Annotated in this window: 15 protein-coding genes, 1 tRNA gene and 1 riboswitch; of the genes, 8 read left to right on the plus strand and 8 right to left on the minus strand. The window is 59.5% G+C overall.

Annotated features, from left to right (window positions below; translation table 11 throughout):
* Positions 1 to 151 precede the first annotated feature (151 nt).
* The 6 genes from BLL52_RS16225 to cysS all read right to left on the minus strand — a co-directional run bounded on the left by BLL52_RS16225 (position 152) and on the right by cysS (position 5,946).
* Positions 152 to 244 (minus strand) — tRNA-Ser (locus tag BLL52_RS16225).
* A 44-nt stretch (positions 245 to 288) separates the two neighbouring features.
* Positions 289 to 1,557: an aspartate kinase gene (locus BLL52_RS16230; protein ID WP_075587716.1), complete on the minus strand. Its 1,269-nt coding sequence runs from the start codon at positions 1,555 to 1,557 to the stop codon at positions 289 to 291.
* 25 nt (positions 1,558 to 1,582) lie between these two features.
* Complete coding sequence (gene tilS / locus BLL52_RS16235) at positions 1,583 to 2,533, minus strand: tRNA lysidine(34) synthetase TilS (protein WP_075588006.1); 951 nt, start codon at positions 2,531 to 2,533, stop codon at positions 1,583 to 1,585.
* A gap of 99 nt (positions 2,534 to 2,632) precedes the next feature.
* Positions 2,633 to 3,607, minus strand: coding sequence for an acetyl-CoA carboxylase carboxyltransferase subunit alpha (locus tag BLL52_RS16240; protein ID WP_075587717.1), 975 nt, complete (start codon positions 3,605 to 3,607; stop codon positions 2,633 to 2,635).
* Between the two features lie 183 nt (positions 3,608 to 3,790).
* Complete coding sequence (locus BLL52_RS16245) at positions 3,791 to 4,435, minus strand: DNA-3-methyladenine glycosylase family protein (protein ID WP_075587718.1); 645 nt, start codon at positions 4,433 to 4,435, stop codon at positions 3,791 to 3,793.
* 44 nt (positions 4,436 to 4,479) lie between these two features.
* Positions 4,480 to 5,946, minus strand: coding sequence for a cysteine--tRNA ligase (gene cysS / locus BLL52_RS16250; RefSeq protein WP_075587719.1), 1,467 nt, complete (start codon positions 5,944 to 5,946; stop codon positions 4,480 to 4,482).
* A 219-nt stretch (positions 5,947 to 6,165) separates the two neighbouring features.
* On the opposite strand from cysS, the gene BLL52_RS16255 reads away from it, so the two are divergent.
* From BLL52_RS16255 to BLL52_RS16275, 5 genes are all read left to right on the plus strand, one after another.
* Complete coding sequence (locus BLL52_RS16255; protein WP_075587720.1) at positions 6,166 to 7,242, plus strand: nuclear transport factor 2 family protein; 1,077 nt, start codon at positions 6,166 to 6,168, stop codon at positions 7,240 to 7,242.
* A gap of 121 nt (positions 7,243 to 7,363) precedes the next feature.
* A complete protein-coding gene (locus tag BLL52_RS16260) occupies positions 7,364 to 8,548 on the plus strand; it encodes a L,D-transpeptidase family protein (RefSeq protein WP_241839229.1) in 1,185 nt (394 codons plus the stop codon).
* Positions 8,548 to 9,147, plus strand: coding sequence for a peptidylprolyl isomerase (locus BLL52_RS16265; RefSeq protein WP_075587721.1), 600 nt, complete (start codon positions 8,548 to 8,550; stop codon positions 9,145 to 9,147). Before BLL52_RS16260 ends, BLL52_RS16265 begins: the two co-directional genes overlap by 1 nt.
* 3 nt (positions 9,148 to 9,150) lie before the next feature.
* Positions 9,151 to 9,657 carry a peptidylprolyl isomerase gene (locus BLL52_RS16270; RefSeq protein ID WP_075587722.1) on the plus strand — a complete coding sequence of 169 codons (507 nt, stop codon included), beginning with the start codon at positions 9,151 to 9,153 and terminating at the stop codon, positions 9,655 to 9,657.
* A 78-nt stretch (positions 9,658 to 9,735) separates the two neighbouring features.
* The gene (locus BLL52_RS16275; protein WP_420852632.1) at positions 9,736 to 10,554 is read left to right on the plus strand and encodes a UDP-2,3-diacylglucosamine diphosphatase; all 819 of its coding nucleotides are present in this window, start codon (positions 9,736 to 9,738) and stop codon (positions 10,552 to 10,554) included.
* Positions 10,555 to 10,614: 60 nt separating this feature from the next.
* Here the strand turns inward: BLL52_RS16275 and BLL52_RS16280 are convergent, their stop codons facing one another.
* Entirely contained in the window at positions 10,615 to 13,413 is a 2,799-nt protein-coding gene (locus BLL52_RS16280) for a DUF349 domain-containing protein (RefSeq protein ID WP_075587723.1), read from the minus strand.
* A 115-nt stretch (positions 13,414 to 13,528) separates the two neighbouring features.
* Positions 13,529 to 17,401, minus strand: a complete 3,873-nt coding sequence (locus BLL52_RS16285; RefSeq protein ID WP_075587724.1) for a DUF748 domain-containing protein — start codon at positions 17,399 to 17,401, stop codon at positions 13,529 to 13,531.
* Between the two features lie 300 nt (positions 17,402 to 17,701).
* Between BLL52_RS16285 and BLL52_RS16290 the strand changes: the two genes are divergently transcribed.
* The 3 genes from BLL52_RS16290 (at position 17,702) to nrdR (ending at position 20,530) form a co-directional block, all read left to right on the plus strand.
* Positions 17,702 to 18,541 carry a lytic transglycosylase domain-containing protein gene (locus tag BLL52_RS16290; RefSeq protein ID WP_075587725.1) on the plus strand — a complete coding sequence of 280 codons (840 nt, stop codon included), beginning with the start codon at positions 17,702 to 17,704 and terminating at the stop codon, positions 18,539 to 18,541.
* Between the two features lie 17 nt (positions 18,542 to 18,558).
* A riboswitch (ZMP/ZTP riboswitch) is annotated at positions 18,559 to 18,690 on the plus strand.
* Between the two features lie 48 nt (positions 18,691 to 18,738).
* Positions 18,739 to 19,983 (plus strand): serine hydroxymethyltransferase, encoded by a 1,245-nt coding sequence (gene glyA / locus BLL52_RS16295; protein WP_075587726.1) that lies wholly within the window; start codon positions 18,739 to 18,741, stop codon positions 19,981 to 19,983.
* A gap of 97 nt (positions 19,984 to 20,080) precedes the next feature.
* Positions 20,081 to 20,530 (plus strand): transcriptional regulator NrdR, encoded by a 450-nt coding sequence (gene nrdR, locus BLL52_RS16300; protein ID WP_075587727.1) that lies wholly within the window; start codon positions 20,081 to 20,083, stop codon positions 20,528 to 20,530.
* Positions 20,531 to 20,641: the final 111 nt, after the last annotated feature.

The raw sequence follows: 20,641 nt of genomic DNA on the forward strand, positions 1-20,641 counted from the left end.
TTTATTTCTACATTGCGACTTGGCAAGTTCTAAAAGAACGTGTTGCAGAATGCGCATTTTTGCAACGATGGCTTAGATGATGGGATAGAAAAAAACATCATCGTAGAAAATGAAAAAACCCTAAGTAAATCAATCACTTAGGGTTTTCATCTGGCGGAAACGGAGGGATTCGAACCCTCGATGAGGCTCTACACCCCATACTCCCTTAGCAGGGGAGCACCTTCGGCCACTCGGTCACGTTTCCTGAAAATCAGAGCCGCAATTATCTCACGACTTGGTAGTCATTTATCAGACAGGGGCCTGATCCAAGCCAAAAGCTTTGTGCAGGGCTTTCACTGCCAACTCCATGTACTTTTCGTCTATCACCACCGAGGTTTTGATCTCGCTGGTAGAAATCATCTGGATGTTGATGCCTTCTTCGCTCAGTACACGAAACATGGTGCTAGCCACACCCACATGGCTACGCATGCCGATACCAACGATCGACACCTTGCAGATATTGGTGTCCCCCACGACCGCTTGCGCGCCCAGTTTAGGCAATACCACGGTTTTTAGCATGTCCAGAGTCTTGGCATGGTCGCTGTGGTTCACGGTGAAGCTGAAGTCTGCCATGCCGTCCTTGCTGAGGTTCTGGATGATCATGTCCACTTCAACATTGGCGTCGGCCACCGCGCCCAGGATCTGGTAGGCGGCGCCGGGCTTGTCGGGCACGCCCAGGACGGAAATCTTGGTCTCATCACGGTTAAACGCAATGCCAGAAACAATGGCTTGTTCCATGTTTTCATCTTCCTCAAAAGTAATCAGCGTGCCAGATTTGGCTTCTTCAAGAATATCGATATCCCAGGGCGTGAAACTGCTCAAAACACGCAGCTTGACCTTGTACTTGCCGGCAAATTCTACCGAGCGAATCTGCAGAACCTTGGAGCCCATGGAGGCCATCTCCAGCATTTCTTCAAAGCTGAGCGACTTCAGTCGTTGCGCCAGCGGCACCACGCGTGGGTCAGTGGTGTAGACACCGTCCACGTCGGTGAAGATCATGCATTCATCGGCCTTCATGGCTGCAGCCACCGCCACCGCCGAGGTGTCTGAGCCGCCGCGGCCCAGCGTGGTGATGTTGCCTTGGTCATCCAGACCTTGAAAGCCGGTGACGATGACCACCCTGCCCGCATCCAGATCCGCGCGCACCTTTTTGTCGTCAATCGACTCGATGCGTGCCTTGGTGTAGGCGTTGTTGGTGCGGATTGGCACCTGCCAGCCAGCGTAGCTGACCGACTCCAACCCTAGCGCCTGCAGCGCCATGGCGAGCAGCGCGCTGGAGGCCTGCTCGCCAGTGGCGGCCAGCATATCTAGCTCGCGGCTGTAGGCATCAGTGGGCCTAGCGGGGGCCAGTTCTTTGGCCAAAGCGAGCAAGCGATTGGTTTCGCCGCTCATGGCGCTGGGCACCACCACCATCTGGTGACCGGCGCGTGCCCATTTGGCAACGCGTTTGGCAACATTGCTGATGCGCTCGGTAGAGCCCATCGACGTGCCGCCGTATTTGTGAACAATCAAAGGCATTTTGGGGTTTTTACAGGCTGAAAAGCTAAAGATTGTACCAATGCAAGTTCGCGCCACGGCGTTCGCAAAAGCCCTGGGCAATCTTTAGATGCAGCGCATGGCCGCGTGTCTGGCAGGCGGCAATCTGGCGCATCAACTCATCCAATTGCGCGGCGCTGGGTGTCGCCTGGTGGCAGCTGTGCAGCCAGTGACGCAGCACATTAGCCAAGCGCGGTTGGCTTAAAGCTTGCAAAAGCTTGATGCGCGGCGGCACGCCCACCAGTGCCAGGTCCTGCTGGGCCACTTCCAGCAAAATTGCTTGTGCCTGCGCGGCATGCGCGCTGCAGCGGGCAAAGGTGTCTCGAAAATGCGGGAAACACTGCGCCAGCGCGGGTAGCACCTGTGCGCGAATACGGTTGCGTGTGTAACGCTCATCCACGTTGCTGGGGTCGGTGACAAAGGCCGCATCCTGCTCTGCAAGCCAGCGCCGGATGTCAGCCCCACTCACCCGCAGTAAGGGCCGGTAATACCTCAGGCCGGCGCGCGTCCAGCGCTGCGGCATGGCGCTCAAGCCGGGCAAACCGGCACCCCGGCTCAGGGCCAGCAACAGAGTTTCAATTTGGTCATCGGCATGGTGTGCAATAGCTATTGATTTAATAGCTACTTGCGCTTTATCCATAAGGGCTAGAGCCTCAAAAGCCTTATAACGTGCACGACGAGCAGCGTCCTCTGGGCTTTGCCCAGGCGCGTGACTGGCATCCATTTTTTGCACCGTGAGCGACACATCAAGTGCAGCGCAAACGCGCTGGCAGTGCGCCTCAAAATCATCCGCCGCGTCTTGCAGCCCATGGTGCACATGCACGGCGCTCACCTGGCCGGGCCACTTTTGCACACACGCCAGCAGCAGCGCCGTGGAATCTGCGCCGCCGCTGTAGCCCACTGCCAATGGCAATTCAGGCGCAAAGGCGGCCATGGCTTGCGCCAAAGATTGGGTCATGGCGCTGCCTGCAATGTCAGCAGAGACAAAAATTTGTCGTGGTAGGCAACGCGCAGCGCAGCGCACCGAAGCGTGCGCCATCACGCATGAGCAGCGAATTTACTTGCCCGGTTTGATGTCAGTAAAGCGGCCATAGCTTTGCAAGCGGTTGTAGCGCCGCTCCAGCAACTCGTCGGCTTTGAGGTCTTTGATCTGGCGGTAGGCATCGGTGAGGGCGCGTTTCAGGAACGTGGCCATCTGTTTCGGGTCGCGGTGTGCACCGCCCACCGGCTCGTTGATGATTTTGTCAACCACGCCCAACGCCTTGAGTCGGTGCGCAGTGATACCCAGCGCATCCGCTGCTTCCTGCGCCTTCTCGGACGTTTTCCAAAGGATCGAGGCACAACCTTCAGGGCTGATCACCGAATAGATTGAGTACTGCAACATCAGCAGTTGGTCGCCCACAGAAATGGCCAGCGCCCCGCCCGAGCCGCCTTCACCGATGATGGTGACGATGATCGGCACTTCCAGTTGCGCCATCTCAAATATGTTGCGGCCAATCGCCTCGGACTGACCACGCTCTTCAGCATCAATGCCAGGGTAAGCACCAGGTGTATCGACAAAGGTGAACACCGGCAGCTTGAATTTCTCGGCGGTTTTCATCAGTCGCAAGGCCTTGCGGTACCCCTCAGGCTTGCTCATGCCAAAGTTGCGCAGGCCACGCTCTTTGGTGCCACGGCCTTTTTGCTGGCCAATTACCATGCAGGGCGTGCCGTTGAAGCGCGCCAGGCCGCCCACAATACTCAGGTCGTCTGAAAAGTGGCGGTCACCGTGCATCTCGACAAAATGGGTGAACAGCTCGTTCACGTAATCCATGGTGTAGGGGCGCTCGGCGTGGCGGGCAATTTTGGTGATCTGCCAGGGCGTCAGGTCGCTGTAGATATCTTTGGTGAGTTGTTGGCTTTTTTTGGCCAACTGGGTAATTTCAGCCGAGATATCGACAGCGGACTCGGTCTGCACATAACGCAGCTCTTCGATCTTGTTTTCCAACTCGGCGATCGGCGTTTCGAAATCTAGGAAAGTCTTTTTAGCCATAAGTAATCCTTTTTAGCGGTCCAGCCTGCAGGGCAAATATCCGACGACATGTTGGGGACAGAGCAGATTTCACTTCGTGTAAATCCTGGTCTGTCCCGCAAGGTAAACATCCAAATATCCGACGACATGTTGGGGACAGAGCAGATTTCACTTCGTGTAAATCCTGGTCTGTCCCGCAAGGTTTCAGTATTCCACCGGCACCGGGTCCAACGAGCGCCAAATATACCAAGTTGCCACGGTGCGGTATGGTGCCCAGGCCAGCGCCACCTCTCGGGCGTCGCTGCGGCTGACCACATCACCCGAAAAATAGCACTTGCTGATGCCGTTGATCAGACCCACATCGTCCAGCGGCAGCACGTTGGGGCGCATCAGATGAAAGATCAAAAACATCTCGGCGGTCCAGCGGCCAATGCCACGGATGGCGATCAGCTCGGCAATGATGGCCTCGTCGTCCATGCCCATCCAGGCATCCACATGCAGCGCACCTCTGTCAAAGTGCAGCGCCAGATCAACGATGTATTCCACCTTGCGCGCGCTCAAACCGGCAGCGCGCATGTCGTCAATCTTCAGTTTGAGCACCTGTGACGGGGTGATGTGTTCCGGTAGTTTCGCAAAGCGGTCCCAGACCGTTTGTGCCGCTTTGACCGAAATCTGCTGCCCCACCACGCTACGCGCCAGTGTGGCAAACGCATCGCCACGACTTTGCAAACACGCCTTACCAAACTGCGGGATCAACCGCTTCATGACCCGATCTTTCTTCATCAGATGCTTGCAGGCGTCCGCCCAGTAGGCTGGCACCTCGCATACTATTGATTCAATAGCTATCATCGCTTATTCAATAAGGGCTAGAGGCATAAAAAACATATAAGCCATCAGTTAACCGCTTCCCAGCTTGTCCCGGCTGCAGCGTCTTTCAGCACGATTCCCTGCGCCAACAAATCCTCGCGAATGCGGTCGGCCTCGGCAAAATTCTTCACAGCCTTCGCAGCCGCTCGCTCAGTGATCAAGCGGTCAATAGCGGCATCATCCAAACCCGGCTGGTTCATTGCCACAGCCTCTGCGGTGCCTGTTGCATGAAGCGTCGGGCTGGGCGCGGTGAGCGCCGCCCCCGCCCTAAATTGCAAAAACTGGCGTGGATCACCCTGCAACAAGCCAAGACAGCCCCCCAGCGCCTTGAGTTGGCCTGCGAACTGGCCGCTGTGAGTGCGGTTGACCTCGCTGGCCAGATCAAACAGCACGGCCACGGCTTCCGGCGTGCCAAAGTCGTCATCCATAGCCGCTTTGAAACGCGCGGCAAAAGGCTCGGCCCAGTCAATCGCCACTGCTTCTGGCGTGACCAGATCCAGCGCGGTGTACAAGCGCTTGAGGCCACTGCGCGCATCGTCCAGATGCACATCGCTGTAATTCAGCGCGGTTCGGTAGTGGGTGCGCAGCAGGAAAAAGCGCACGGTCTCTGCGTCGAACTGGGCGAGCACATCACGGATGGTGAAGAAATTGCCCAGGCTTTTGGACATTTTTTCGTTGTCCACCCGCACAAAACCGTTGTGCACCCAGAATTTGGCCAGCGCCTTGCCACTGGCACCTTCGCTCTGGGCGATTTCGTTTTCGTGATGCGGAAATTGCAAATCCGCGCCGCCGCCGTGGATGTCAAAGGTTTCACCCAGCGTCTGGCAGCTCATCGCTGAGCACTCAATATGCCAGCCCGGACGGCCTTTGCCGTAGCCGTAGCCCAGCGCGTCGGCATCCCACTTGGCGTCTTCGGGTTCGGTGGGTTTGGCGGCTTTCCACAACACAAAGTCCAGCGGGTCTTGCTTGCTGTCCTGCACCGACACGCGCTCACCGGCGCGCAATTCATCCACCGACTTGCCCGACAGCTTGCCGTAGCCGGGAAACTTGCGCACCGCGAAATTGACATCGCCATTGGCCGCCTTGTAGGCCAAGCCCTTGCCTTCGAGCTGCTTGATCAGGTTCAGCATCTGTGGCACATAGTCGGTGGCGCGTGGCTCCAGCGTCGGTGGCTCAATGCCGAGCAGCGCAATATCGTGGTGCATGGCGGCGATCATCTCATCCGTCAACGCGCGAATCGTGATGCCACGCTCCAGCGCACGTTTGATGATTTTGTCGTCAATATCCGTGATGTTGCGCACATAAATGACCTGGTAGCCGCTAGCCTTGAGCCAACGCTGCACCACGTCAAACGCCATCATCATGCGCGCATGGCCGATGTGGCACAGGTCATAAATCGTCATGCCGCACACATACATACGCACCTGGCCGGGTTCGATGGGGGAAAAAGTTTCCAGCTCTCGCGAGAGGGTGTTAAAAATGCGCAAACTCATGGGGTTTAAAAAATTGGATTCGATTAGAGGCTGAAAACGCCGGTGTCGTTCAAGCAATTGTTGAGGCAATTTGCCTGCGCGATCAGAGATGAAACGCGTTCAGGCTGGTCAGACAAGGGCTGCGAAAGCAAGCCCTCCGCTACAATGGAAGGCAGTATAAAGCCCCATCGTCAGTTGCCGGTATCGCGACTTTTTTCTCTACTCCAACCCTCAGTGTCCATGAAACAGGCTCCCAACGCTCTTTATAAGTCGCTTCGTTTACTGGTACTGGCTAGCGCCTGCTTGACTGCAACGGTCTATGCAGATGAGTACGCCGACGTGAGTCAGCTGATGCGCGCCAACAAGTTTTCTGAAGCCATGACGCGGGTAGATAGCCACTTGGCTGCCAAGCCGGGTGACCCGCAGATGCGCTTTTTCAAGGGCGTTATCCAGCGCAGCCAGGGCAAGCCCACTGAGGCCATTGCCACCTTCACCGAACTGACGCAAGACTACCCGGAACTACCCGAACCCTACAACAACTTGGCGGTGCTGTATGCCGGCCAAGGTTTGTATGACAAGGCCCGGTCGGCGTTGGAAATGGCCATCCGCACCAACCCCAGCTACGCCACTGCCCACGAAAACCTGGGTGATGTCTACGCCAGACTGGCCAGTCAGGCGTACAACAAGGCTTTGCAACTAGACAGCGGCAACACCGCCGTTTCCCCGAAACTGGCCGTGATCGGTGAGGTGTTTGCACCCAACTTGGGCAAGCCGCGCCCACCTGCCAGCCCGCCCGTAGTCACCGAAGCGGTGATTCCGGCAGCCAAGCCAGCGCCAATGGCAAGGGCAACTGCTATGGCCAAGCCCGCAGCCCCCGCTGCCGCCGTGGCAACAGCTACGCCGATAGCCACAACCTCCTCGGCAACCCCTGTTGCCACCAGCAGCACTGAGCCCACATCTGTGCCGCTGGACGCTGAAGCCAACAAGGCTGTTGAAGCAGCCGTGCTGGCCTGGACCAAGGCCTGGTCGGCCAAAAATATGGACGCTTACCTGAAAGCCTACAGCCCCGATTTCGACCCCGCTGGCAAGCAAAGCCTGAGCGCCTGGAAAAAAGAGCGTTATGACCGCATCGTTGGCAAAAAGAGCATCAGCGTCAAGGTCACCAACCTGAACATCCGTGTTCGGGGTGACGAGGCGGTGGCCAGTTTTCGCCAGGCCTACAAGGCAGAACGACTGTCGGTTTTCAGCCAAAAAACCCTGGACTTGAAGAAGTCGGGGCAAAACTGGCTGATCACCCGGGAATCGACAGGCCGTTGAAGCCGCGCCAAGCCTTGATCAGTGGGTGTTGGCCCGGTAGTGCCAACTACCGGTCATGTTCCTGAATCTTATGTTGCCAAAGACTGCTTCCCTGCTATGTGCGATTTGTTGGGCTTGCCTGATGTTGGCGCCAAGCAGCGCCAACACCTCTGTCACGCCCAAGCCAGTGACCACAAAAACCGAAACGCTTGCCAGCTCTGGCGGTGTGGCCGAAGCGCGTCTGATCGAGATTTACCGTCTGATTGGCCGCTCTGACACCCGCCCGGCGCTACGCCTAGCGGAGATTCTGGTGCGCGACTACCCCCACTTTGCGCTAGCCCAATTGGTTTATGCGGACCTTCTGTCGGCCCGGATCCGGCCCCCGAACAACGTTGGCAAAGTACCGGCCCCCCAGCGCCAGGCCAATGCTGCGGCCCTGGCTGATTTGCGTGCTGAATCAGCGGCGCGCCTGAAAGCCCTGAAAGAGCGACCACCCGCCGGTTTTGTACCCGCCGAGTTTGTGCAGCTGTCCGGTGCTAATAAGCACGCCATTGCGGTGGATGCCTCACGCTCGCGGCTTTACTTGTTTGAAAATCAACCAAGCGGCATGAAGCTGGTGGATGACTACTACATCTCGGTAGGAAAACTGGGTGTTGAAAAGCAGACCGAAGGTGACCAGCGCACACCGCTGGGCGTGTATTTCATCACCAGCCAGTTGGATCCGAAATCGCTGACAAAATTTTATGGCTCCGGCGCCTTGCCGATCAATTACCCCAACATGCTGGACTTGCGTCGCGGCAAAACCGGCAGCGGCATCTGGCTGCACGGCACACCGCCCGACCAGTTTTCCCGCCCACCACTTGCCAGCGACGGCTGCGTGGTGATGGCGAACCCGGACCTGGAACGCGTCATCAAAACTGTGGCGATACGCAGCACGCCGGTGGTCATCGCCAGCCAGATTACCTGGGTGGCACTGAGCCAGACGCGAAAGAGTTCTGGCCCGTTTGAGTCTCGCCTGGCTGCCTGGCGCAAGGCCAAATCCAGCGGCAATCTGGCGGAACTCAACAGCTTTTACGCCACAGGTTTAAGCATCAATGGTAAAACCATGGCCGGCCTGCTGCCCGAACTGACGCGCGAGCTGGCGAAAAACCGGGGCCGCGAGCTGGAGTTGAAAGACCTGTCGCTGCTGCACTGGCAGGACAAGGAGGAAACCATGGTGGTCACCTTCGGCGAAGTGGCTGCAGGCCAGCGCACCGGCACCACCAAACGCCAGTACTGGCAGCACCGCTCGGGCCAATGGACAATTTTTTACGAAGGGGTGATCTGATGAGTTTCAAGAAGAAAGCCACTCTAGCCCTTATGGCTATTGCGTCTACAGCTATTTTTTCAATAGCATCAAACGCGCAGGCCGAGGCCTCACCGCAGGTCAGGTTTGCCACTTCGGCGGGCGACTTTGTGGTGGAGTTGTACCCCGACAAAGCCCCCAAGACGGTAGAAAACTTTTTGCAATACGTGCGTGACAAACACTACGACGGCACCATCTTCCACCGCGTCATCCCCAATTTCATGGTCCAGGGTGGCGGGTTCGATCTGAAATACGCCCAGAAAGCCACCCGGGCACCCGTCGTGCATGAAGGCCGCCAGGCGCTTGAAAAAGGTGGTCCGCGCAATGTCTCCGGCACGCTGGCGATGGCGCGCACCAACGACCCGCAGTCGGCCACCGCGCAGTTTTTCATCAACGTCAACGACAACAGTTTCCTGAACCCGAGCGCGCGAGACTACGGCTACACGGTGTTTGGCCAGGTGGTCTCGGGCATGGCGACCATTGACAAAATAAAATCGACGCCCACCGGGTCGGGTGGCCCGTTCCCCTCGGACGTTCCCAAAACGCCTATTCTTATCAACTCTGCAACCCTGGTGAAATAAATCATGAGCAACCCAAAAGTCGAACTCTACATTGCCAACTACGGCGTCATCACCCTGGAACTTGACCAGGACAAAGCGCCCAAATCGACCGCCAATTTTTTGAGCTATGTGGCCAAGGGCCACTACGACAACACCATTTTTCACCGCGTCATCCCCGGCTTCATGGTGCAAGGCGGCGGCATGGAGCCCGGCATGGCACAAAAAAGCTGCGACGCGCCCATCACCAACGAAGCCAACAATGGCCTAAAAAATGTCAACTACAGCGTGGCCATGGCCCGCACCGGTGACCCGCACTCTGCCACCGCACAGTTCTTCATCAACATCGCTGACAACGGCTTTTTGAACCACACTGCACCCAGCCAGCAAGGCTGGGGCTACGCGGTGTTTGGCAAAGTAGTGGCTGGAAGCGAGGTGGTGGACAAAATCAAGGCGGTTAAAACCAGCCGCAAGGGTCACCACGACGACGTGCCGGTAGAAGACGTGGTGATCGAAAAGGCTGTGGCGTTGTAAACCGGCCCGGTCTAGCACAACGCATACCACCACGCATCACCACGACTGACCAGCGCTGGCTGTTCACCTTAGCCTGCCATGTCCAGCCCCTTAACCGCCGGTTTGATGCCATCAGACTGGCCGGTGCTGGCGGCACCTGCCCGCTGGCACCGTATCGACTTCATCTCTGACTTGCACCTGCAAGCCAGCGAAGCCGCCACCTTTGCCGCGTTTCAGACGTATCTGGGCAGCACCCAGGCCGACGCCCTGTTTATCCTGGGCGATTTGTTTGAAGTCTGGGTGGGTGATGACGTGGCCAGCGTGCTGCCCGGTCGACCGCCGGGTTTCGAGGCCCAATGCCAGCACTTTCTGGCTGCTGCCTCAGAGCGTATTCCGCTGTTTTTTTTACACGGCAACCGCGATTTTTTGCTGGGTAACGCTTTTGCGGCTGCCAGCGGCATGACACTGCTGCCTGACCCGACGGTGCTGGTGTTTGACGCGCAACGCTGGCTGCTGTCACACGGCGACGCGTTGTGTCTGGGGGATACCGACTACCAGCAATTTCGCGCCCAAGTGCGCACACCCGCCTGGCAAAGTGCGTTTCTGGCCAAACCGCTGGCTGAGCGCCAAATCATCGCACGCAGCTTGCGCGCGCAAAGTGAATACCGCAAAACCAGTGGCGCGGTTTATGCCGATGTGGACACTCCCGCCGCGCTGCACTGGCTGGATGCGGCGCAAGCCAACACCCTCATCCACGGTCACACCCATCATCCGGCAGATCACCTGCTGAATCCGGGGGGCATAAACCCGTTACGCAGACTGGTGTTGAGTGACTGGGATGCGGCTGCCACGCCGCCGCGTCTGGAGGTGCTGCGGCTGCGCCACGGAGCGACGCCAGAGCGCTGCAAGCTTTTTTAGTCAGCCACTTCTACAGAAGAAATTGACCCAGCCCTGGTCAACGGGCGTGGCCAAACTTCATCAGGGCTTCAACAGCACCTTCAGCACATTTTGCAGGCGCCGAGCTGCGGCGGGCTCAAACGCGCCACCCAACACCACGGCAGCGTCTTGACCCCAGGTCTGCACCGGTGCCGGATCGTTGCGCTTGGTGAGCAACTGCAACTGCAACATGCGCCGGTCGCTGATGTGCTCTGCGGGTGTCGGTACTTCAGCCGCCATCTCCAGGCGCAGCAGTGCGGTGCTGGCATCACCTGCTGGCGCTTGGTTGACGGCTTGGTTTATGGCTTTGGACCAAGCGGCCCGCACCGCCGGGGCCACGCGGTTGCCCAGCTCTTGCGTACCGGGCACCAGCTCGGCGTCACGCTTTTCCCAGGCGGTGAGCAAATGGGTCAGTGCCTCGCCATGGGCTTGGGCGGCCAGCTTGCGCAGCGCAAACTGGGCCTGCTCCAGCGCATCACGCTGGGCGCGGAAAGCAGCGTCGCCTAGGCGCGGTGCGTCAAAACGCTCACCCATCGGCGCGCGGTCTGGGCGCGCGTCGCGGAACCCGCCACGATCTTCGGTGCGCGCACCGGGGCGGGCATCACGGCCACCATCACGACCACTTGGGCGGCCGGCGTCTTTGCGGTCACCAAACTTACCACCACGTCCGGGGGCCGCGGGCGCCTCTTTTTTCATGCCGGGGCGGTCATCACCGCGCATGGCCACCACGGGTTTGCGCACCACAGGTGTCGGCGCCTCGGGGGCAGCGCCTTCACCTGCAGCTTCGCCGGAGGACTCGGAAGACCCCTCGGTGGACGCCTCGGCAGATGCCTCGGTCGTAGCATCAGGATTAGCTTCTGTTTCAGTAGCTGCTTGCGCAGACTGCGTCTGGGCTAGAGCCTCTTTTTCTTCAGAAGTCTGGGCGCTGGCAACGACGGCCGCTTGCGCCTGCGCCTGGCCGCGCAAGGCAGCGTCCAGCGCAGCCATGGCGCTCTTGATGGCCTGCGCGTCGCCCGAGGCGTTGGCCGCCTGCAGCGCCTTGGAGGCGTCCAAAACCATACGGTCGCGCTCGCTCAAGGCACTTTGTGCCTTTTCGCGGTCTGCGGTTTTTCGGGTGAAGGCGTCGTCGATGGGTTTGCGAAACGCGTCCCACAGCTTTTGCTCGTGGCGGCGGTCTACCGGCACGCGGTGCACCTCAGCCTGCCAGCGTTGCTGCAGCGCCTTCACCGCGTCAATGCGCAGCACCTCTTGGGCACCGAGGGCTTTGGCCTCGTCGATCATCGCGTGGCGGGCTGCCAGGCTGAGCTTTTGCAGCGCCTCCAGCGGTGCGGCGGCTTCGTCGATGGCGGCTTTCCAGAGCGTGTTCAGCTCGGCATAGATTTTTTCGCCCACATGGCCGGATTCGCGCCAGCGGTCACCAAACTGGTGCAGCACACGGCTGAAGCCCTTCCAGTCGTCGTCCAGCGCGGTGCGGTTGGCCTGTGCAAAGGCTTTGACTTCTTCAATGAGTGCCAGGCGATGCGCGCGGTGCTCGGCCGTTTCTGACTTGAGTTTTTCCAGCCAGACCTCGACCACTTTGTGGGCTTCGTTGCAGGCTTCATCAAAACGCTTCCACAGGCCGTGGTTCGGCACACCGCCCTGGTCGGTCAGCTTCCACTGGTCACGCAGGGCGCGCAGGGTTTCCTGCATCTTGCGCCCGCCGATGGCCTGACCTTCAGGGCGCTTGAGCAGCCCCTCAGCCTTGGCCACCAGTTCTTCGCGCAACTGGTCGGCACGCCAGCGCTGCCAGCCCTCCAACTCACCAGCTGCGGCCAGCGCGCCGCGCGCCTGGTTTTCCAGCTTGTCGTCGATGAGACGGCCAAATTCTTTCAAGGCATTGCGCAACGCGTTGGCGGCACCGGCGCTGGCCTTACCGTGACCTTGGGTCACTTCCTGCTCTAATTTTGCAAGTGCGTCAGCCACAGCAGACGTGGCCTTGGCTTTGATTTCTGGGTCAACCGGTGCTTTGGGTGCCTTCACCACTGGCTCTAGCGGAATGCCGCGCAGCACGCGCAGCTCATCCGCCCACACTGGCACATTTGGCAATGCGGCAGTGGTGTCTTCAGCGGCCAGCACGGTGGAAGTCAATGCGGCCTGGAAAGCCTCCCAAACCAGACCCAGCTGCGCTTGCGAGGCTTGCAGCAGCGGCGGGAACTTGGCGTCCACGCTGGGCCAATTGGCGTCGCCTGCCAAGGCGCTGGCCTCGGTCTGCCAGTTGCTCACATCCGCGCTGAGCGCATCGTGGGCAGCTTGCGCGTCGCGCCAGGGTTTGGTGGACAAGACTTCAATGCGCTGGGCGACCAGCACGGCCGCTTCGCGCTGCACCTGTACCCGGTGCTGCAGGTCTTCAATGGCGCGCACCCGCTCCATCAGTTGGGCTTTCAGGCCGGCCAGCGGCTCTTTGCTCAGCGGTGCACCGGCCTTGGCGGCGTCACGCTGCCAGGCCAGGGCATCGGCCAGGTTCAGCTTGGGCACGGCCAGCAGCGCCTGGGCTTTGTCGGCCCACTCCAGCGCAATGGTGGCTTGCGTTTTGCTGCGTTTGATCTCGTCGAGCTTTTCGCGCAGCAGCTTGGCTGCGCCCTTGTCCTTGCCGCTGAGCTCCTTGAACACCTGCTGCAACTGCTCAGGCGTAGGGCCGCTGGCCAGCCACTCGCGGATGCTGGCCATGCGTTCGCCGGAGGTTTGCGCCGAAAACGCGCCATGCGTCAGCACGTCCAGCGGATGAGCCTCGTGGGTTTTGGTGGGCGCCACAGGGGCGTCAGAAAGGTTGTCAGCAGGGTTGTTTTTGGAGAAAGGAAACATCGACATCGCGTACACAAAAATAAAGGACGCCTGCCAGGGTGCGACAGGGAAAGCCTCTATTTTCGCCGGGTTTTGCTGCTATAGCCAAAACATTTACGCAGTTTGGCCATGCGCCCTACTCTGTGGCTAGGTTTAACTCGGACCGCGGACGCCATTTGGCCTCTGGGGGCACCGCTTTGGCGGCCCCCAAAAACAGCCGGTCGCTGGGCAGCTTCAGGCTGGCCAAATAATCGCGCACCACCACCCCGCGCTTGACCGCCAGGGCCTGCATGGCGGCCTCGGAGGCGTCCAGATGCGCCAGCAGCAAGGCTTCCATTTCGGGCACGGGGATGTCTTTGGTCAGGCCCACCAGGTTGCGCGGCTTGGGAAAATCACCCCGCTTGTAGACCGATTTCAACAAGGCTGGGTAGTCCTCTGCCGTCACTTTGAGCGCCGCTGCGGTCTCTTTGCCCTCGGCAGACGGCTGGCTTCGGCGCTTTTCACCCTGCACCAGCGCCTGCAACTGCTGGCGTTTGTAGTCGTCGCGCTCCACCTCCAGGCTGGCGGTGCCGACCACCGTCATCTTCAAAGTTGGGCGGTCTTGCAGCGCCCGCGCTACCTTGTCCAGGCCCGTCTTGGCTTGGTCATTCAGCACCGCCGAGCCGGCATCAAAGGGCACCATGCTGAGCTCGTCACCGCCGCCGCCGCTTAACGCGCTGGCGAGCAGGCTGAAGGGCGAGGTAATAGCCTTGACGATCAGGTTGCCGATGATCCGAAAAACGAGGGGCAGCAGACGAAACTGCGGGTCGTTGAGCGAGCCGCTGATGGGCAGGTCAATGTCAATCACCCCGTTGCGGTCGGCCAGCAGCGCCACCGCCAGCTTCACCGGCAGGCTGCTGGTGGCGTTGGGGTCTTTGTCACCGAATTTGAGCTGGTTCAGCACCACCTTGTTGCTGGCAGTCAACATGCCATCCGGCTGCACCTTGTAGGCCACATCCACACTGAGTTTGCCGCGCTCGATACCGTAACCCGCGTAACGCGCTGAATAGGTAGAGAGCGGTGCCAACTCCAGATCACGCACCTTGCCCGTGATGTCCAGCGCAATCGGCTTTACCAAGGGGTTGATCTTGCCCAGCACCTCTAGCGTAGCGCTGCCCTCAGCGCGGCCACGCAGCGCCAGGTCGGCCAGCTGGATGTCACCCGCTGCAGTTTGCGATGAGAAAGCGCTGAGCTTGCCCACCAGCTCGGTCAGATCTGCCGAGTAATTGGGCTTGATGAAGCGGTCAGTGAAGTTGACGCGCCCGCCCAGCAGGCTCACCGGGCCAAAGTGAATCACCGGGGCCAGCGCGCTGCTCACCGGCGTGGCCGCCTGAGCCGGAGCGGAAGCAGCCGATACCACGGATGCAGGTGTAGTCGCTATACCATTAGTAGCATTTGACGCAGCATCTGCTTGGGCTGCAGCCTCTTTTGTTATATTTTGCAGATTCAGTCGTCCGGCTGCGCTCAGAATCAGTCGGGCATAAAAATCACTCAACACCGTGCCCTTCACCGCCAGCTGGGTGGCTACACCGGGCGCCATGGCCAGGTTCACGCCACTCAGGCTCAGGCTTTTCCAGCTCAGTAATTCTTCAGCGGCTACAAAAGGCTCGGCCTGCGCCAGGCTTCGGACCCGCAGGTCTTCCAGCCGCGCGTCGCCTTTGACCTGCAGCGCCAAACCAGCGGCTTGCTGGGTCACGCCGATGCGGCCTTTGAAGCTGGTGTCAGCGCGCAGCAGGTTGACGTTCAAGCTGTCACTCAAGTACGGCGCCAGCGCGTGTAGCGGCAAGCGCTCGGCGTTCAGGTCGCCATTGAGCGCCAGCGGGCTCAAGGCACCACTGCCACGCCAGGCCAGCTTGCCCGGCTCGGTGTGACTGTGGCGCAGGCGCGCCGACAGGTTCAGCCCGAAGGTCTGCCGGCCGGTGTTGGTGAAGTTTTTAACCTGCAGGCTGGCACCTGCCACGTCCAACGTCACCGGTGTGGGTGTGGACTGGTCGTCAAAGGCAAAGCTGCCATCGCTGAGTTGCAGGTCATCGAGCTTGATCTGCCATGGCGTCGGTTGATTGGCCACAGGCTTGGCGGCCACAGCTTTGGGGCCAGCGGTTGGCACTATTGATGGTGCAGGCGTTGCTGTTGCTGCTTGCGTGCCGGATGCCCTGATCCAATCCTGCACCATCCAGCGCCCATCAGCCGCGCGGCTGATAGCGAGCTTCGGCTGGCTGACCTGGACCTTGCCAAGGCTGGCGGACTGGCGGCCCAGATCTACCGCCATGTCGTTGACTTGCACTTGCCCGATGCTGGCCAGCGGCGGCTTTTTACCCTCGCGCAAGGCGAGTTTGTCCAGGCTCAGGCTCTTGACGTGTAGGGCCGTCTGCGCCGCTTGCTTGCCGCTGGCGGCGGCCCAGCGCACACCCAGGTCGGCCGTGACCGAGCCTTCCAGCCGGGGCACCAGCACATCTGCCAGATACGGCTGCGCCAAACTCAGCGGCCAGCCCGCCAACTGCGCCGTGACCTCGGCCGCCTGATCAGTGGCACTGCCTTTGAACTGCAGCGCGGCACCGGCCAACTGTGCGCTGCCATCAAACGGCGTGGGCTGGCTGAAAGGCCACGCCAGCGCACTGGTCTGCAGGTTCAGCGCCGTCAAGCTGAGTTGCGCAGGCTGCGTGGGCACTTGGTCTCGCCAAGCCACTTCACCGCCCTGCAAAACGATGCTGTCGACACTTACCCGCCAGGCGGGCGCGTCTGCAGTGGCTGCGGCGGTATTAGCAGGTTTTAGGTCTTTTTCGGCCTCAGCCCTTTCTGCTATTGCGCTGACAGCTTTGTTTCTTGTAGCATCTGATACCGCTGGTGAAATGGTCAGCGCCAGTACATTGATGACACCCGCGCGGTTGCGCTGCAGATTGAAGTGCGGCTGGGTCCAGGTCACCTGCCCCAAGCTCACCTGGCGCAGCAGCGGCTGCACACTCTTGAGCTGCACACTCAGGCGGTCAAAGCTCAGCAGCTCAGCGCTGGCCGGGGGCCTGGCGGCACCCACCTGCGCGGCGCTGATCTGAACTTTGCTAGCGCTGACCAGCCCGCTCAGGATCACCGCTGGCTTGTCGGTCTGCTCAAAGGCGAGTTTGAGATCGGCATCCAGCACCGCCGAGCCCAGCCGCACCGGCAGACTGGCGGGCAAATAGGCCAGGTAGGGCGCCAGGTCGAGGTCTTTGACCAGAAGTTGTGCGTCGGTCTTGCGCGTTTGGGCAAACGGCAAGGTGTTGGCGGTGCTGTCGAACTGGCTGCCATTCAGGTTAAATGCCAGCGCGGGCTGCACCACAATGTCGCGCTTGGCGTCCAGGTTGCTCAAAAACGGCAGGTTCAGCGTCAGCTGGTTTAACTTATGCACCTTGTTATTGGGCACGTCGGTCAATTCCACCAGACCGTCAGACAGCATCAGGTTGTACAGCGCAAAGCGCAGCGCGTTGGATGCTGGCTCAGCCGGGTCTGTCGGCTTGGGCGCCAACCGGGCCAAGATGTCATCCACGTCGTAATGCCCCTCACCCGTGTGTGTGAGGCGCAAATGTGGCGAATCCACCACAACGGCATCCACAACCGGCGCCAGCCGCAACAACGATTGCAGTTCCATATCTATATAGAGTCGCCGTAGCGTGAACTGGGACGATTTATCGGCCTGCGCTGGGTTTTCTGAGGTAACGCTGGGCTGCTCTGCGCTGCTTGCGCGGGCAACCACCACATCACGCACGCTGAGCTCCAAAGACCAGGGCCTGAAGTCGACCTCGCCCACGCTCACCTGACGCCCCAACAGCGTGCTTAGCTGGGACTGGGCTTGCGATTGGAGCAAAAGCGGCACCATCAGCCAACTCGCCGCCCACAGCATCAGCAGCCCCCCCAGCGCCCAAAGCAAGCGGCGAAGCCAGGGCTTGGCAAGGGTCGAATGAAGGGTCACGGCAAGGCTGCGCTGTTCAGTAGTCATAGCCCGGATTTTCAGGGCTGAAACTCGTCAAAAGGTGTAGCAAATTACTCGGCAATCCACTTTTTAGGCATAACGACTCAAACCCATATGGTTGACCAGGCATATTGATCCCCCCTAGAATTTGCCAAACTCGGAAAACCCGGGTATACCCTAAGCTGCCAACCCCGGCAACATCAAGTCTCTGCACCACACAAGAAAGAAGCCAACCGCAGGATATTGATAGCGTAACAACCCAGGCGAGCGTTCAGATCAGCAGCATCAAGTGCCACGCACTGAACCCCCGCGCAAGAAGGAGAAGCTATGTCAGCATCTACAAATTTATTCCTTGGCCTGCGACGCGTGACCTCGACCGTCGCCAAAGGCTTTTTCGATATCACCCACAACAGCATTGCCCTGATCGGGCTGGTTGTTCTCTTTGTCTCTATTGCGCTGTTTGCCCGCCCCGAATTGCGGGCTTTGGGCGAAACCCAATTGTTCAGTTGGCTGCAAGAACGCCGCGTTGACTTGACCGGCTTGGTCAGCGACCCGGTTGCCAGCGACCGCGCCACCGCCGCGCACCCCAAAGACCTGCCCAAGCAACAAGCCACTGTGGCGCTGTGGCTGAGCAAAAAATACCGTGTCGCGCCCGAGCCAGTCAGTGCCATCGTGGCGGAAGCCTACGACATTGGCAAACGCGTGAGCTTGGACCCAACTCTGATCTTGGCCGTCATGGCCATTGAATCTGGCTTTAACCCGTTCGCCCAAAGCCACGTGGGCGCCCAGGGACTGATGCAGGTCATGACGCGCGTTCACAGCGACAAATACCAAAGCTATGGTGGGGAATTTGCCGCTTTTGATCCGCTGGCTAATCTGCGGGTGGGCGTAAAAGTGCTGCAGGACTGCATCCGTGCTGCCGGCTCCATCGAAGGTGGCCTGAAATATTACGTGGGCGCAGCCAACTTGGAATATGACGGCGGCTACACAGCCAAAGTCATGAACGAATACGTTCGGTTGAAGCAAGTTGCTTTGGGCAAGCCGGTTCCAGCTTGGGTGCCACCGCCTACTGCGCCGCTAAAAGCCAGCACACCTGCGGCCCCGCCGAGCGTGCCTGAAAGCCCCGACGAGGCGAGTGCGACCTCGGCCACAGTGGCCTTGAAGTAAAAGCCGTCGGCTAAAATAGCCCGGCACGCAACTGGCGATAGGCGCTCTACCCGCATCGGGTTTAGAGCGCCGATGTGGGAACACCACGGGGGAGCGTGCCGCAAAACTCATGTGGGTGTTGTGATCAGCCGTTCGCCTGGGCAGCCCTGGTGTCATCAGATGGATGACGCTCAGGCCCATAGTCTTTTAGGACTGCCATGTTCAACCGCAATATTCTCATCGAGCAAACCGACCCAGAGTTGTTTGCTGCCATCCAATCCGAAAACCAGCGTCAGCAAGACCATATTGAGCTGATCGCCAGCGAAAACTACGCCTCGCCTGCCGTGATGGCCGCGCAAGGCACCCAACTCACCAACAAATACGCCGAGGGTTACCCCGGCCGCCGCTATTACGGTGGCTGCGAGTTTGTCGACATTGCCGAACAACTCGCCATTGACCGTGTCAAACAGATTTTTGGTGCTGAAGCGGCCAACGTGCAGCCGCACTGCGGCGCATCAGCCAACGAGGCCGTCTTTTTGGCCTTTTTGAAACCCGGCGACACCATCATGGGCATGAGCCTGGCCGAAGGCGGCCACCTGACGCATGGCATGGCGCTGAACATGAGCGGCAAATGGTTCAACGCGGTCAGCTACGGCCTGGATGCGAACGAAGCCATTGACTACGAAGCCATGGAGCGCAAGGCCCACGAACACAAGCCAAAACTCATCATAGCCGGTGCCAGTGCTTACTCTCTAGCTATTGATTTTGAACGTTTCGCCAAGGTAGCCAAAGATGTGGGCGCGATCTTCATGGTCGACATGGCCCACTACGCCGGGCTGATTGCTGCAGGCGTTTACCCCAACCCGGTGCCGCACGCCGATGTGGTCACCAGCACCACCCACAAGAGCCTGCGCGGCCCGCGTGGTGGCATCATTTTGATGAAATCTCAGCACGAGAAAGCCATCAACAGCGCCATCTTCCCCGGCCTGCAGGGCGGCCCGCTGATGCACGTGATTGCGGCCAAGGCAGTGGCTTTCAAGGAAGCGCTGCAACCCGAGTTCAAGCTGTACCAGCAACAAGTGCTGGTCAACGCCCGCGTGGTGGCCGAAACGCTCACTGCACGTGGCCTGCGCATTGTGAGTGGCCGCACTGAGAGCCATTTGATGCTGGTCGACCTGCGCGCCAAGGGCATCACCGGCAAAGAAGCCGAGGCGGTGCTGGGCAGCGCGCACATGACCATCAACAAAAACGCCATCCCCAACGACCCCGAAAAACCCATGGTCACCAGCGGCGTGCGCATTGGCACACCCGCCATGACCACCCGCGGCTTCAAGGAAGAAGAAGCTCGCATGACTGCTAATTTGATCGCGGACGTGCTGGACAACCCAAGAGACGCTACCAACATTGATGCGATACGCGCCAAGGTCAACGCGCTAACCGCACGCTTCCCGGTCTACGGTTAAGCCACAACAAGAGCACAGGTGCTATTTTTTATATAGCTGCCTGCGCTTATTTTGTAAGGGCTAGCGCCATAAATCGCTTATAAAGAAGCTTACCTCCATGAAATGTCCCTTCTGCAGCCACCCCGACACCCAGGTGGTGGAAACGCGGGAGTCTGAAGACGGGGGCTTTATTCGCCGCAGACGCCGCTGCGCGTCTTGCGACAAGCGCTTTACCACCTACGAACGCCCCGAGGTCAATTTTCCGGCGATCGTCAAGAAAGACGGCCGGCGCATCGACTACGAGCGCAGCAAGGTGTTGGGCTCCATGCGGCTGGCGCTGCGCAAGCGCTCTGTCAGCACCGAACTGGTGGATGCAGCGGTAGAGCGGATTGAAGAAAAACTGCTCACCCTCGGCCAGCGGGAACTGCCGTCAAACCGCATTGGTGAACTGGTCATGGCCGAGCTGAAAAAGCTCGACAAGGTCGCCTATGTGCGCTTTGCCAGCGTGTACCGCAGCTTTGAGGATGTGGATGAGTTCAGGGCGGTGGTGGATGAGATGGGGCGGTAGAAAGCTGTGACTGAAGTCCTATCAGTCAGGCCCCGCTAGCTACCTCAACCACCCCAATTCCTGACGAATGGTAATACGCAACCTAGTCAGCGGCGTTGCAGTAGGACGGTT

The sequence above is a fragment of the Rhodoferax antarcticus ANT.BR genome, from assembly GCF_001938565.1.
GTDB classification, from domain to species: domain Bacteria; phylum Pseudomonadota; class Gammaproteobacteria; order Burkholderiales; family Burkholderiaceae_C; genus Rhodoferax; species Rhodoferax antarcticus.

Bases quoted from the DNA above. Each gene is read 5' to 3' on its own strand.
- BLL52_RS16230 (WP_075587716.1), bottom strand. From the start codon at position 1,557: ATGCCTTTGATTGTTCACAAATACGGCGGCACGTCGATGGGCTCTACC.
- tilS (WP_075588006.1), bottom strand. From the start codon at position 2,533: ATGACCCAATCTTTGGCGCAAGCCATGGCCGCCTTTGCGCCTGAATTG.
- BLL52_RS16240 (WP_075587717.1), bottom strand. From the start codon at position 3,607: ATGGCTAAAAAGACTTTCCTAGATTTCGAAACGCCGATCGCCGAGTTG.
- BLL52_RS16245 (WP_075587718.1), bottom strand. From the start codon at position 4,435: ATGATAGCTATTGAATCAATAGTATGCGAGGTGCCAGCCTACTGGGCG.
- cysS (WP_075587719.1), bottom strand. From the start codon at position 5,946: ATGAGTTTGCGCATTTTTAACACCCTCTCGCGAGAGCTGGAAACTTTT.
- BLL52_RS16255 (WP_075587720.1), top strand. From the start codon at position 6,166: ATGAAACAGGCTCCCAACGCTCTTTATAAGTCGCTTCGTTTACTGGTA.
- BLL52_RS16260 (WP_241839229.1), top strand. From the start codon at position 7,364: ATGTTGGCGCCAAGCAGCGCCAACACCTCTGTCACGCCCAAGCCAGTG.
- BLL52_RS16265 (WP_075587721.1), top strand. From the start codon at position 8,548: ATGAGTTTCAAGAAGAAAGCCACTCTAGCCCTTATGGCTATTGCGTCT.
- BLL52_RS16270 (WP_075587722.1), top strand. From the start codon at position 9,151: ATGAGCAACCCAAAAGTCGAACTCTACATTGCCAACTACGGCGTCATC.
- BLL52_RS16275 (WP_420852632.1), top strand. From the start codon at position 9,736: ATGTCCAGCCCCTTAACCGCCGGTTTGATGCCATCAGACTGGCCGGTG.
- BLL52_RS16280 (WP_075587723.1), bottom strand. From the start codon at position 13,413: ATGTTTCCTTTCTCCAAAAACAACCCTGCTGACAACCTTTCTGACGCC.
- BLL52_RS16285 (WP_075587724.1), bottom strand. From the start codon at position 17,401: ATGACTACTGAACAGCGCAGCCTTGCCGTGACCCTTCATTCGACCCTT.
- BLL52_RS16290 (WP_075587725.1), top strand. From the start codon at position 17,702: ATGTCAGCATCTACAAATTTATTCCTTGGCCTGCGACGCGTGACCTCG.
- glyA (WP_075587726.1), top strand. From the start codon at position 18,739: ATGTTCAACCGCAATATTCTCATCGAGCAAACCGACCCAGAGTTGTTT.
- nrdR (WP_075587727.1), top strand. From the start codon at position 20,081: ATGAAATGTCCCTTCTGCAGCCACCCCGACACCCAGGTGGTGGAAACG.